The organism is Paenibacillus sp. FSL M7-0896 (genome assembly GCF_037975415.1).
Taxonomy (GTDB): Bacteria; Bacillota; Bacilli; order Paenibacillales; family Paenibacillaceae; genus Paenibacillus_AQ; species Paenibacillus_AQ silagei.
The window spans coordinates 7,142,784-7,156,872 of record NZ_CP150250.1 but is presented as its reverse complement, the minus strand read 5'-3'; the positions used below and the strand labels follow the sequence as shown (position 1 = coordinate 7,156,872).

Here is a 14,089-nt window from a genome sequence, read left to right as displayed (position 1 = left end):
GTTAAGGGAGGAGAGAATTATGAATCATACCACTAGAAAATATGCTGTAGCCATGCTAAGCCTGGCGGTTCTCAGCCAGTCCATCGCCTTCGGAGCCTATGCGGCAGCCGGGCCTTCAGCGGGAAAGGCGGCTACAGCCTCCGTGTCCACGCTGGAGGGACTGGGGGCGGTCTCATTGAAGAGCGGGGTGAGCGTGAAGCTGCTGGACGCTGCCCTTCAGCCCCAGGAGAGCGGGAATATGATTACGTATACCCTGAATTACGTTAACGGGAGTAACAGCAACGTGAGCCTGATTGATTATTTCTCCAAGGTTACTACCCCAAGCGGCGCAGTTATTCAAGGCAAGCCGGTGACGGGCAGTGCTGCCGTCAAATCTATTCCGGCTAATAGCAGCCAGTCGGTCACGTATTATGTCAATGCGGGGAAGGCTGCCAAAATAACCGGAGTCCGAATCGCCCTGTTCGGCTGGGACTTCAGCCAGGCGAATTACCAGAAGAAGCTGGGGATGTTCACGATTCCGGGTTCCTACTCGGTAGCCACCGCCAGAGGGCAGAGCAAGAAGCTGGTCCTGGCGGGTATGCCGGTGATCAGTAAGGCCGAGAGCCTGCAGATCGTTAAGGCTAACGGAAAAGTGTATGCCAGGGTGGGCATCAGCTTCGCCAATTCGGGCACCAAGGTGCTTAAGGACACGGGCCTGAAGGGATATCTGATATCCTCGGGAGGCTCCAGATTTGAACTGAATGCCGCCCCTGCCGATTACCAGATTCAGCCCAAGGAGAAACGGACCGTGCAATTTCTGGCGGACATTCCCTCCTATACGAAGACGGATAATATGTCCCTGCAGTTCATCCAGGAAGACAGCGAGCTGCAGCTGAACCTGCCTGTGGCTGAGTATAAGCTGCCTGCCGCGGTGTCGCCGAACTTCACCGTACCCGTTAACGCCGTCGCCAAGCTTAAGGTTGCCAACAATACAATTGAGACACAGCTCGCAAGCGCGGCGGTGTATTCGGAGGATCATCTGGCGAAATGGAGCCTGAAATTCCGGGTGCGCAACACAGGCAACCAAGCGGTGACGATTCCGGCCTATTCCTTCAGCCTGACGACTGCCGAAGGGTACAGCTATCCGGTCAGCAATAAGGCACTGGCCGGTCTGAGTCTGAAGCCGCTGGAGGAGCGGGTAGTCGAACTCAGTGCAGAGCTGCCCCTGAAGCTTAATCAGGGAGTGCTCCAGCTACAGATGAACGAGCCGGCAGAAGAGGGCCGGATCGCCTTCCCGGCGGCTTACTATCAGATTCCCTACTCCTTGCAGCCGAATCATCTGCTGGCGACTGAGTACCCCGTGCAGAACAGTCTGGGTACCTTCGTGGTGAAGCTGGAAGCGGTGGAACGCCTGCCGTGGTCGGACCGCGATCAGGTCGTGACCAAGCTCAGCCTCCGCAACTCAGGCATGGCGAATGTTCAGCTTCCGGCCCTTACAGCGCTTCTGAAGGCGGGGGATCTCGATATCAGCGGCAGTTCGCAGATGGTGATCGAAGGCTCCAAGAGCCAATTGGCCCCGCAGGAGACAGCGGTTCTGTATATTACGGGGAACCTTCCCTATTCTTATCATCTGACGAAGCTGAAGGTGATCCTCCAGTATCCTTCGGAAGAGACCCAGGCGAATTTCCTCACGCTATTCACCAGCCAGGTGGAGAATACCTTAAGAACCGTGGCGGCCGGTGAACCCTTCCGTCTGGAGCTGGCCGGGAAGAAGGCAGAGATTCTGGAGCGGCAGAGCCGGATCTATCCGGGCACGGATTCCAAGCTGATCTATACCGAGCTGGTGATGACCAACGAGGAACTACGCAAGACCCAGCCGGCGCAGCTGGTGGGGTATTACCGGACCCCGGATCGACAGTATTTCGAGGCGGTAATCTCGCAGTCCGCCGCGGCCCTGAACCCCAAAGAGAAGAGTCTCGTAACCGTCTGGAGCAAGCTTCCTACGGAGATCAATGCGTCAGATCTAACCCTCTTCCTCGGGGAAGGCATCGCCGAAGGCAAGCTGACCGCACCCGGCGCAGTGCCGACCGCTTACATCCAGACCGTGGGCCTGGGGCTGAGTCCGGCCAATCCTGCTCCGCAGCCGTCCCTTCAGAAGCTGGACCTGTTCCCCTACTCCCTGTCCGTGAACCAGGTGACTGCCACGATGCCTGAAGACCGGGAGTCCATAGAGGTACAGATGAACTACCGGTTAACCCGAAGTGAGCAGTATGTTGCTGAGGCAAATGAGCATAGGCTGGTGGCCGAACTGATTGATCCGTTTGGTCAGCCGTCGGAGCAGCTTCTGCCTCTGGGAGACGGACCGGCTGGTGCGGGAGCCACGGGCAGCTTGTCCTTCCCGCTGAACAACAAAGCGTACAAGTCCCTTAACGGCGCAACGGTGCGGGTGAATATTTACGATGAGTTCCAGGGCAAACGGATACTACTGGGCAGCCAGAATTATGCTGTGGTGTATGAGCGGCCTGCGCCGAAGAAGGGGGAGGGGGAGTGATATTGCAGATTAAAGAACAGGCTGCTTTCCAATGATGGAGAGCAGCCTGTTTTTTCATATCATTTTAACTGGTTGGATTATTATTGTTTTTATCTGCTTGGAATCATGAGTCCTGTTATAGTTCTTACAGAATGCATCAACATTTGTAATGATTCTAGCTTTATCATAGATGAAGAAATAGATGTGCTTTTTGGGATAATGAAATGCATCTGACCCGATCTCTTCGGTGAGCTTCCTCTCAGTCATATTTGGACGCGAGCATTTAACTTCAATTACAGTTTCGTAGGAATCTATAAATATATCAAAGCGATAACCCTTGTATCCTCCGTCAGTGGGCACCTCGACCCTTGCTTCAGGGAAAATGGGACGGAGCAGTGAATATAGCAACCGCTGCACATCATATTCGTTACCCAGTGAAATGTCAGCAAGGCTCTCTAGCTTCAGTGTTCCATTTCCATGGACTGGCTTCTGATACATTTCGTAAATATGCTTATCGAAATTATGAAGAACTCTGCTTATGATAAGATGAAAATGTGCTTCATCTATTTCATTAAGTGGTTTGGCATCATCGAAAAGCCCAGCGTTAATATCTGTAATTAAATTCTCCAGGTATAATTGTGCCTGGAGTATACCTGCTCTGGTGAGCAAGACAAATTTCTGTGCTATGGACTGATCGGAGAAGAGACGCTCTAACATGCGGCTGGTAGTATCTACCCATCTGCTGAAGTCAGCCGATTGTCCCTGTGGGAAAGATTGAATTTGCACTTGAAGCGCACCTATAGCTTGTAGTCTATCCTCATTAATCGTAGTCAAAATAATCCCCCTTCGATTAGTTGAGATTACCCCAGCGCAAAAAGAACAGGAATAACGGTTCTAAAATGTAAACTTCATCGTCCTTATATTCAAAAACCTGATACATCGGTTCGCTGCTCTGCATAATAGCCTGCATCTGATCAATAGCTGCTTTGATTTTCACCCGATCCGGTTTGTCAGCATGATTACCTAGCAACACATCAATTCTTCGCTTGATGCTGTCGATAGAAAGGCTCACAATGGGCGGATCATCAGCAATTGCCTTTAGAAGTAACTCATAGATATCGGTTTGTTCACCTTTTATAGTCAAATAAGTTTTTCTTTTTTGTCCCCGGGGATTTGGACCTGTTTTCAATTTCCTGGCAACCTCTTGGTAAGCAAGAAGGTTCAATGAGGTCATTCTGTAGGCCTGGTTGAGGGTCTCCTGATCAGGCATTGCCGGATAATCTGTATTGTCGATATCGAGTATCATACTAAGGTTATAACAGATAGATTGCATGAGTTGGGGAGAAGATAGACTCTCCTGCGCAATGTTATCGGCGATCCGCAGATCAATCTGCATATTTAGTTTGTTGAATCCTCCTACAGCAATTTCACGCAGTTCATCTGGATTCCAAGGCTCGATATTAATCAGGTTCAGTCTCCCGCTTAAATCGGCATTCTTTCGAATGGCATCATCCGAACGGTGAGGTAAGGATATGATGATGGCTCGAAGCCCTTTGCGGATCGCATCTTTGAGCTGATAGGCAATCTCAAACTGTTTGCTGGGTGAAGCGTAATGGAAGTCATCTAGTAATAGAACTAAGTTGTTTGCTATAAAATATTTAATGACTTTATCTTTGCCGGAACGGAAAGACTCTGTGATGGAGGTGGTGATTCCTTCTGTTGTTCCGGCGAGCCCCTGACCTTCAAGCGTGCGTATTTCTGTATGGTCTCGTTCGAGGGGAATACCAATTTTATTTGCAACCGTCTCCCAGAAATCTACGGTATCCTTAAAGTCGCTTCCTATAAAATCGACGTATCCGTCCAAGCCGATTACCTTGTCACACAGTACGGTTTTTCCTGTTTTCGATGGACCTATAATTGAAGTTAAAAATCCGACCATATCGATCACATTATGAAGACGGAATTCATAGGTCAGCCCAAATTCCGATTTGCGCGAAATATAGGTGTGAATCGGAAGGGCACCAGCAATAAAAACATCTCTAACTCTGAGCTTCAAACAATCACCCCTCAGCAGCATTAAATGGTTGTAGATATCTTAGTTCCGTATTCTGTTCTAGTATATCCCTAAGTGGAATGATTTAACAACGTTATCTAACCTTTTAAGAAAAACGACATTAAAATCCTCTTAAATTATCTGATGCACATCAATAATACACCTTTATCTCTTAATTACCCGCAGCGCAGAAAAAAACACCCAAAACAAGCCTCTAGAATACTTCTAGGGCTTGTTTTGGGTGTATTAATTTACGCTACGCTCTAACCTGCGGCCCACACATCCAGCTCGATTTTGAGTTCAGGCAGACCTAATCCCTGGATGTAGGCCACCGTCATGGAAGGAGGCGTAGGGCCGAACACTTCATTCCAGATGGAATAGAAATGATCCCAATCGATTTCCTCCGTGGCCCAGATGTTGATTTTGATGACATGATCGGGAGTTAGCCCTTGAGAGGACAAGATGTCTACAATATTGCTCATCGTATTGGTTACTTGCTGATTGAAATCGGCAGGGATATTGTTGTTCTGATCGATCCCGATTTGACCGGAAAAGACATACATTTCAGCGTCTCTGCTGATCTTAGTGACATGGCTGTAGCTTCCAACAGGTTTTGCTATATTTTCCGGATTATATCTTTGAATGACATTGTTATTTAGTCTCATTGCTTATAAGTCTCCTTTTAAATGGGCTGTTTTTTATAGTATTACTTCATATTGGACAGACCTATCCCGTCAACATGAATTCTAGAAAAAAACAGCAGTCGAATACCCGATTCCAGCAGACAGATATTGAATAGATCTCTTTTTCATCAGGTATCCCTCCTAAACATTTAAAATTTAACTTACTGTAAGAATGATAACATACCCTCAATGAAAAGCCAAAATACAGGGTGCGATAAGAGGCGGGATGTGCCATAAGTTAAAAATTCCCTTTGTCGTAATACTTCCGCCCTGTTGGCCCGCTGGACCGTGTGCGATGATGGATTCATCAAACGGCGGCAAGATCGCCGGGAGATCTTCAGGCTATTGCGGTTCTTCCTTCTACTCAATTGGATGAATTAGAGCCGCAGCTCTCCTGAAGGATGCTTATCCAGAGAGGAGGCGTCCAGGCTATTGTATTCCTTCCTTCTACCCATGGACTGAAACCGAGTAGGGATACAGCTCTCCTGGACACTTTTACTATGCAAATAAACCGAATCTACCTGCGTAGAGCAGGCAAAATGATGCTGAAACACACACCTGATGCTGCTGACACGAAGAAGCTACCGAAGGGGTACTTGGCCGCAGCCCTCCGCAATCTGCAGGGGCTTGGGTATACCCTGTCGCCTGCCTTGTTCCGGGCGGTCCAGAAGATGCCCCGCGAGGCCTTCGAGCAGCTGTATTATCCGCTGATTGCCGATGTAAGACGGATGGTTGGCGCGCATGTGCATTATGCACCGATGTATCCAGGGTTCCCGGAGCAGGTCATGCAGGAGGATGAAGCGGAGCTGTATTTCAATGCGATGTTCCATTATTACACCTGGGAGCTTCCATATGCTGATTCCGTGCAGCGAACGCCCCTTGAGGAACAGGTGAAGATGAAGGTCATTGACCTGGGGAGCATCACGGAGTTCCGGACCCTAATCCGCCAGCTGATGGAGGCCAGAGGCTCGATCTCGGCAGAGGATCAGAAGGATATCGATGCTGTGATTGCGAATACAGCCAACGAAGAGCTGGATGAACTCCTGCCGAAGGAGATCCCGTTCAAGGAGAATGCCGGATTCGTGGCAGCGTCGCTGCTTAGGCATGATAAGGCGGATGTAGCCAGAATAAGCCCCTATTTCATGACAGCAACCGATGTGCTGCGGCTGGCGGTGGCCTGGTCGGAAGGCGATGTTAGTCTGGCCTTGCCCACCCGCTTCCGCAAGTTCAAGCGTAGTGAACGCCGGCTGTTACTGGGGCTCTTGGAACGGTGTCAGACGATCACCGAGGATATGCTGCGATACAGGGAGCGCTGGATTCGTCTCGGCGAGATCCTGCATCCATCTGAATACAAGCAGCGGTATAAACGCTGTGAGGAAGCTTTTGATATCCTGCGCAACAACAAAGCCTTCACGACCTTTAACGGAAGTGTGGAGCTGGCCCTTCAGTATCACCAGATGTGGACGGCGCTGGATCTGCTGGTGAAGCGTCCGGGCGAATTCGCACGAAGATTGGCGAAGCTGCTGCGGATGACCCGCGAGCCGGAGTACGTGGTGATGGCCTTCGCAGAAGTGGCAGACCAGGTATCGACCCCGGTGCTGCTGCAGGTGAAGAGCTACTTCGCGCGACAGCGGGAGCTGCCGGAGCTTAGGGTGTTTTTCCCCAAGGGAAATGTCGCCAAAGCCTGGGCCACTCCTAATACCCTGCCGGAGATCAGTGAAGAAGCCTGTCGGGACATGGTGGACCTCTGTGAGCAGACTCTGGTCGCCCGCTTCGCAAGCCAGCCTTCCCTGGGAAAAGTATATGTGGATGAGCGTCTGAAGGACTATCTGGTGCCGTTCTCCCAGCGGTCGGCCAGTAAAGCGCTGCATACTCTTGTACGGGGAAGCCGGATTCCGCTGGAAGAAGGGAACACGGTCCGTTTCTTCTGCTGGTGGAAGGAAGGGAAGATGGACGGTACCTCTACAGGCCGAGTTGATATTGATCTGTCAGCAGTGATGTATGATAAGAATTGGAATTATGTGGAGCATATTTCTTATACGAATCTTCGCTCGGCACAATATCGTGCAGTCCATAGCGGCGATATAGTAACGGCGCCTTACGGGGCCAGCGAGTTCATTGATCTGCATATTCCTTCTATTGTTGAGTATGGCGGAAGGTATGTAGTGGCGACTCTCCATTCCTTCACAGGACAGCCGTACTGCAATCTGCCGGAGTGCTTTACGGGCTGGATGATGCGGAAGAAGCCGGGGTCCGGTGAAATCTATGAGCCAGCCACGGTATCGAACAAGATTGATGTCACGGCGGATACCCAACTCGCCATTCCTGTGATACTCGATCTGGTGGAGCGGACCGTGATCTGGACAGACTTGTCCCTGACCAGAGATCCGTTCCATGTGAATAACGTGGAAGGGAACCAGAAGGGGATGGTGATCATCGGCAAGGCGATGACCTCCTTGAAGAAGCCCGATCTGTATGATCTGTTCACGCTGCACGCCAAGGCCCGCGGTCAGCAGGCCGCATCCCCACAGCAGGCCGATACCGTATTCTCGGTGCATCAGGGAGTGACTCCGTACCATATCGAGCAGATTATGGCCGAATATGTGGTGTGAGCAGAGCGGGTAACCGGTTTGTTCAAAAGAAAGGGATGTCTCAGCCATTACACATGGCGTGGGACACCCCTTTTTTAAATTACTCTATCTCAATCCCATACCAGCCGTCTGCAAGTGGAGTCAGCTTATACTTAACCGGCTCTGTCGCATACGCCTGCTCCATCATGCTCTGACTTGCGCAATACACGATATGATAGGTGGGACCATGCTCCCTTTCCCAGTCGAATATGAATCTGAGGAGCGGCTTCCCGTCCTGTTTGCTATAGCGCACGAAGTCCAGGCTGTCCCCGGACCATGCGGCGATCTGCCGGATCTTGTCTTGCAATTCCGTATTCATACTGTCATGGAATGGAGGGACGGCATTATTAGAGTAGATGAAGGTATTCCCGATATTACTCCGTTCATCCAGGCTGTCCATCAGCAGCAGGGTCTTCGTCTTCACAGCATCAAACTGCGCGCGGTGCTCCCGGAATAGTTCATATTTCATCTTGGAGGAATCGTAGCCGATGATGAAGCCTGCCGCTGCAAGCAACAGTATAATGGTAATGCCAAGTAAGATTCGTGTCCTGCGACTCAATAGCTTCACCTGCCTGCTCCATTGAAATTAGTTAACGGAGCCGCTAAAAGGCAGCTCGTAGTCAATCGTTGTAATGAACGGTACATATTTGCCGTTGAACCGTTCGTAGTGCTGCAAAGTGAACCAGTCCACAAATCCCGGATTATTAATCTCATCATCAGCATCCAGGCCGAAATGATCATAGAAATGGAACACCAGCTTGCCGCTGAATTGACCTCCGTTGTTGTTGAAGTCCTTAATGGTAATATTATGACCATGGAAGGCATGGATAGCCAGAGATAACGCCAGATTGGTCTTCTCCGTAAATAACGGATACGGGCTGGTCGAGAATTGATTCACGTAACTATACACCACATTCCGGTTGCTGTTCGGATCAAATTTTAGTCTGGACAGATCACCGTTATTACTGCGCAGCTCCTGCACAACAAAATTCTTGATTAATTGTACATAGTTCTGGGTACTGGCGTCCGTGATGACGGCATTATCCAGCTGGCTGTTATGATACTTGATATATTTGCTGGTATCGAAGGTGTCGCCAAGGGTTACCGAAGATCCCTCATTAATGGTTTTGCTGTATTTGAACGTTGAGATCAGATCGCCAAGAACGAATTTCATATCATCCGTTGCACCTATTGTGCCGACAACGAACAGGAGGGCCATCTCGCCCCAGATCATGGGCTCGGGCGTAATTCTGGCCACCGAGAATACCGGGCCCAGCTTGAGTAATTCAAAATACGTATAGTCATTGAACGTCAGGTCATCGGAGACTGGGGAAGTTCCCTGCGGTGCTTTCTTAAGAATTCCTTCTCTGTTATCAGATTGAAGGATCAGGGCCTCCCTTACATCTGGAACCAGTCTTCTGCTGTCCACCGCATCGTTCAAGCCGTCGCCGTCCGTATCGGCCAGGTTGGGATTGGAGTACAAATAGGCGTAGACCTTGTCGCCGGATTTAACAATACGGATCTCTTGTCCGTCCTTAAGCCCGTCGTTATCGCTGTCTGCATCCAGATAATTCAACCTTATTGCCGCACCGCCAGTACCAACACGCAGTCTTCCGGCCTGCATCTCCTTCTCATGATAATCGCTGATGCCATCCTGGTCTGTATCCTTGTACAGATCGGAAGTCTCGGCAATGGTATCGAAGATCCCATACAATTGGCTGGCATTACTTGCATGATAATAGCTGCCGCCGGTGCCCTGGGCCATGCTGGTCAGGACACTCGTCGAAATGCTGCTGCCCAGGCCTACCGTATAAATCACAATACCCTGATCGGCAGCCCGTTTGGTTAGTGCGGTATCATAAGAGCCTTCCCCGTCAGTAAGCATAATAATGTACTTCAGAACATCCGCTCTGCTGGTGGTGGCGAACAGATTAATTGCACTTGAAATCCCGCTGCTCAGAGTCGTTCCGCCGTTCGCATCAATCCGCCCCGCAGCCTGACTCAGCACGGTCTTGTCTGAAGTGAAGCCGGATAACACCTTGGCAGAGTCGTCAAAATCAACAATAGCCCCGCGGTCACTGTCCGTCAGCAGATTGACGAACTGTCTGGTTACGCTGATTCTCACATTGCTCCGGTCATTATCTGACATACTGCCCGATGAATCGATGACGAAGGCAATATCCATCCCCGCATAATGCTCCTGTCCCTCATCATACAGGAACTTATATAACCAGACCTGGTCGTATACTGTCTTGTTTAACAGAATGTATTTGGAGAAATGAACCGTCTGGACCGAGATCATATTCCCGGCCACCTGCTGATCCGGTAGCTCTTCGAACAGCTGCGACTCCTCATTGTAATAGTAGATTCGCGGCACAAAGCCTGCCTGACTCAGTAAGCTTTTGTCAAACTCAAAGGAGATTGTGGCCTTCTCAAAGCTTCCGTCGATGGAGAAATTATAGCCTTGATCAATATATCCGGGAATAGTTGTATCATTAAGAATGCCATCTTGGACCGGCTGGACAGACAAGCTGTCTACCTGCTCCGCAGTGATCCCTTCTACAGCTACCGTTGGAACAGCCTTGCCCCCGACATCCTCTGCCTTCATTGTTCTTGCGAACTTCGTCTCAGGCACAAGCGGGTCGCTTCCGATCTGGAGTTCCCACGCGTCAGAGAGTCCGTCTCCATCGGTGTCGGCCTTCAGGGGATCGGTCTTGTGCTTATGGATCTCTTCGCCGTCCGTCAGGCCATCGCCGTCACTGTCCTCGCTGCTGAGGCTGGTGCCCAGCATCAGCTCCTCCAGGTTGGTTAATCCGTCCTTGTCGTAGTCTTCATCACCGTCAGCAGTCCCGTTCTTATCACTGTCCGGTTCAAGCGGATTCAGCTTCAGCACGAGCAGCTCATCCCGGTCGCTTAACCCGTCGCCGTCGGTATCCTTGCTGGTAGCGGAGAGGCCATAATGCTCCTCATAGTAATCGCTAATTCCGTCATTATCGCTGTCCTTCTCCCGGTCAATCCCGAGGTTATCCAGATTGCTCTCGTCGAAGTTCACGATAATATACGTCTTGGAGACCTCTGAGCCATCGTTTAACTGCGCGCTTAACTTCAGCAGATTATATCCGATGCCAAGTCCGATTCCTTCCACAGACCATGCTGCACTTACAGGGATCGTCCCTTGCTGGAGGACTGCTTTGTTTTTGTCCGTAATCTCATAATTGAAGGCCTTGACCTGTGATACTCCTCCTAGCGTTCCCGTCAGCTTGTCCATCTTGGAGGTCAGGAAGTAATAGTCTCCGTCCGGACTGTTCTGAAGCTGGAGACTGTACGTTTCAAGCTGCACGGAGACCCTGCCCGGCTCAGGCTCCGGGGATTCTTCCCCGGTTGAGATCTGCGTTAGCTGATAGCCCGAAGGCGCACTTACAACATTCCCCGGGTTCCCGGAGAAGCCCAGGATCAGAGTCTCGCCCGGCTGAATATTGGCATTATAGCCCGCATTATGTATAACGTAATGATTGCCGGTATGCCCGGTAATTTCAGCCGTCCAGAACCGGTCCAGGTTCCCGTCATAATCGAACCCCAGCGTCCAATCCTCTATGGTAGACTGCGATGTATTCTTAATGGCAATCTCGCCGTTAAAAGCGCTCCCCCAATCACTTGTTACCTTGAAGCCTGTTTCGTATTGCCCCGCCGGTACGATCTGTTCCGCGCCCTGCATTTCAAATGCTACAGGCAGCTGAAGCTCTCCTTCAAATGAAGCCGTGAAGCCGAAATTCACACTGCCACCCACCGGAATGTCCTGATTGCTGCCTGCATTCTTGATGGTATAAACTCCGTTCTCGTAGGACTGTACTTGTCCGTTCCAGATATTCGTAATCTCATAAGGGGATGTAAAATCAATACTCCAGTTCTCCAGCGTCCGGTTACCCGTATTCCTGATCGTGACATCTGCGTTAAAGGCGCCTTCCCACTGGGAGGAAATTGTGTAGATTACCTCGTACCCCTCTCCTGTGTAGATTGTTTGCTGCTTGCCGCCCGTGTCTTCCTGAGCTAGAGCGGGCCTGAGCTGAAGAGAAGAGAATACCAATACCAGAATGGCAAATAAGATGAAGCTTCGTTTCATGATCCTTGTCTTGAACATTGCTGCCGTTCCTCCTTATATGATCGCTAATGGGGTGGATAATATGTAAGATCTTGGGGTATATGAATCTATCATATTTGCATAAAGAGGTTTAGGCAACAACAAATGGAAGAAAAGTAGAGGGACGTCAAAAATAGCCAGCTCATAGGCTGACTTGTACGTGTGAAGGAGGTTTTAATAGCTTCCTAATACCGCCGTTATCTAATCCTCCAAATGATTGGTTCTCAACAGGCGGCCGAAGACCGCTATCTCATAAGCTGTGGAAAATCGGGCTTGCATCCCGCCATAAATTCTGTTATTTTGATATTAACAAAATGTAATTATCAATTAGTTAATAAGTATTCAATTTCTTAGGATACAGAGGAAGCGGAGGGATGAGCATGAAGAAGGCACCCGGCAACTGGAGCGGGTTTGAACTCGCCTGGCTGGTGATTTTTACGCTGATCGCGGTTGTTTTTACGGTAATGTCCAAGGATTCGCTCTTCGGGTTCACGGTCTTCATCACCGGGGTACTATGCGTGGTGCTGACGGCGAAGGGGAAGCTGGCGAGCTATGGATTCGGGATGTATAATACGTTCGGATATGCTTATTTGGCCTATATCAACGGATTATTCGGCGAGGTTATGCTGAATCTGCTATTCTTTGTGCCCATGAATATTGCAGGCTTTTATATGTGGAAAAGAAACATGCACGGCGGCAAGCTATCCATGCGCCAAATGGAAACGAGGGGCATCCTGCTCACCGTTGCAGTCTGTGTGGCGGGAGCGCTGCTGCTGGGCTTCGGCTTATCGTTCATTCCCGCGCAGAATTCACCTTACATCGACGCCCTGACTACCGTGTTATCGGTAGTGGCAACGATTCTGATGGTGCGTCGTTTCAAGGAGCAGTGGCTGGTCTATATTGTGCTGAATATGTTCACAGTGCTGCTCTGGGTGATCCGGACGCTGGAAGGCAGCGGGGAGGGTCTGCTGATGATCGTGATGTGGAGCGCCTATCTGATTAATGCGGTCTACGGCTACTACAACTGGAACAAAGGGGCTAGGGAGGCGCTGTCATGAAAACACTTGGATTAACACTCGGGAAGTTCGCCCCGCTGCATAAAGGGCACCAGTTCATGTTCGAGACGGCGCTGCGGGAGGTTGACGAGCTGATTGTGGTGATCTATGAGACCAAGGTCTCTCCGGTACCGCTGCAGATCCGGGCCAACTGGATTCGCAGGCTCTATCCTGCGGTCCGGGTAATCGAGGCCTGGGATGGCCCCGATGGATACTCGGATGACAGGGAGCATGAAATCCGGGAGGAGCAGTATATTCTCGGGCTGCTGAAGGGCGAGCAGGTGACCCATTTTTATTCGAGTGAATTCTATGGAGAGCATATGAGTCTGGCGCTGGGTGCTATTGACCGGCGGGTGGATGAGGCGAGGGTGCAGGTTCCGGTATCGGCCACGATGGTCCGCTCGGACCCTTACCAATACCGGGGTTATGTCAGTGGGCTAGTGTACCGCGATCTAATTACCAAGGTCGTATTTGTAGGGGCGATGTCTACCGGTAAGTCGACGATCACCGAAGCGCTTGCCCGGAAATACGGTACGGCCTTTGCCAGTGAATACGGGCGGGATTACTGGGCAGAGCATCAGGTGGACCGCCGGATTGGGTTGGAGGCTTTTGACGAGATCGGGGTGGGGCATCTGGAGCGGGAAGAGCAGGCATTGCTTGATGCCAACAGGTATTTATTCGTCGATACGAATGCGATTACCACTTATATGTATGCGCTGGATTACCATGGGAAGGCACCCGAGCTGCTAACCCGGCTGGCCTTGGAGAACGCGCAGCGCTACGACCTGTTCTTCCTGTGCGACGATGATATTCCCTATGACGATACGTGGGACCGCAGCGGGGATCAGAAGCGGCATGTGTTCCACCAGCAGATTATCGCAGATCTGAAGGAGAGGCGGATTCCCTATATAACCCTTAGGGGCACGCTTACGGAACGTATAAGCAAGGTGGACAGTGTACTGGCAAAATTCAAGCCGTACGGGAATTATTTCGGAGAGCTGGAGCATTGAGCCAGAGACAG

Annotated in this window: 9 protein-coding genes; 4 read left to right on the top strand and 5 right to left on the bottom strand. The window is 50.6% G+C overall.

The window, feature by feature from the left end; all coding sequences use genetic code 11:
* The first annotated feature begins 19 nt into the window (after positions 1–19).
* The gene (locus MKY12_RS30965; RefSeq protein ID WP_339252364.1) at positions 20–2,530 is read left to right on the top strand and encodes a hypothetical protein; all 2,511 of its coding nucleotides are present in this window, start codon (positions 20–22) and stop codon (positions 2,528–2,530) included.
* Between the two features lie 54 nt (positions 2,531–2,584).
* On the opposite strand, the gene MKY12_RS30960 is transcribed toward MKY12_RS30965, so the two are convergent.
* The 3 genes from MKY12_RS30960 to MKY12_RS30950 form a co-directional block, all read right to left on the bottom strand.
* Entirely contained in the window at positions 2,585–3,343 is a 759-nt protein-coding gene (locus MKY12_RS30960; RefSeq protein WP_339252362.1) for a hypothetical protein, read from the bottom strand.
* A 16-nt stretch (positions 3,344–3,359) separates the two neighbouring features.
* Positions 3,360–4,565 (bottom strand): ATP-binding protein, encoded by a 1,206-nt coding sequence (locus MKY12_RS30955; RefSeq protein ID WP_339252360.1) that lies wholly within the window; start codon positions 4,563–4,565, stop codon positions 3,360–3,362.
* 260 nt (positions 4,566–4,825) lie between these two features.
* Positions 4,826–5,227 carry a Rid family hydrolase gene (locus tag MKY12_RS30950; RefSeq protein ID WP_339252358.1) on the bottom strand — a complete coding sequence of 134 codons (402 nt, stop codon included), beginning with the start codon at positions 5,225–5,227 and terminating at the stop codon, positions 4,826–4,828.
* A 518-nt stretch (positions 5,228–5,745) separates the two neighbouring features.
* Between MKY12_RS30950 and MKY12_RS30945 the strand changes: the two genes are divergently transcribed.
* Positions 5,746–7,857 carry a TerD family protein gene (locus MKY12_RS30945; RefSeq protein WP_339252356.1) on the top strand — a complete coding sequence of 704 codons (2,112 nt, stop codon included), beginning with the start codon at positions 5,746–5,748 and terminating at the stop codon, positions 7,855–7,857.
* Between the two features lie 79 nt (positions 7,858–7,936).
* Here the strand turns inward: MKY12_RS30945 and MKY12_RS30940 are convergent, their stop codons facing one another.
* Both MKY12_RS30940 and MKY12_RS30935 read right to left on the bottom strand, forming a co-directional pair.
* On the bottom strand, positions 7,937–8,443 hold the full coding sequence (locus MKY12_RS30940) for a hypothetical protein (protein WP_339252354.1): 507 nt from the start codon (positions 8,441–8,443) through the stop codon (positions 7,937–7,939).
* Positions 8,444–8,461: 18 nt separating this feature from the next.
* Positions 8,462–12,013, bottom strand: a complete 3,552-nt coding sequence (locus MKY12_RS30935) for a DUF3289 family protein (RefSeq protein WP_339252352.1) — start codon at positions 12,011–12,013, stop codon at positions 8,462–8,464.
* A 374-nt stretch (positions 12,014–12,387) separates the two neighbouring features.
* On the opposite strand from MKY12_RS30935, the gene pnuC reads away from it, so the two are divergent.
* Positions 12,388–13,071, top strand: coding sequence for a nicotinamide riboside transporter PnuC (pnuC, locus tag MKY12_RS30930; protein ID WP_339312125.1), 684 nt, complete (start codon positions 12,388–12,390; stop codon positions 13,069–13,071).
* On the top strand, positions 13,068–14,078 hold the full coding sequence (locus tag MKY12_RS30925; protein ID WP_339252348.1) for an AAA family ATPase: 1,011 nt from the start codon (positions 13,068–13,070) through the stop codon (positions 14,076–14,078). Before pnuC ends, MKY12_RS30925 begins: the two co-directional genes overlap by 4 nt.
* Positions 14,079–14,089: the final 11 nt, after the last annotated feature.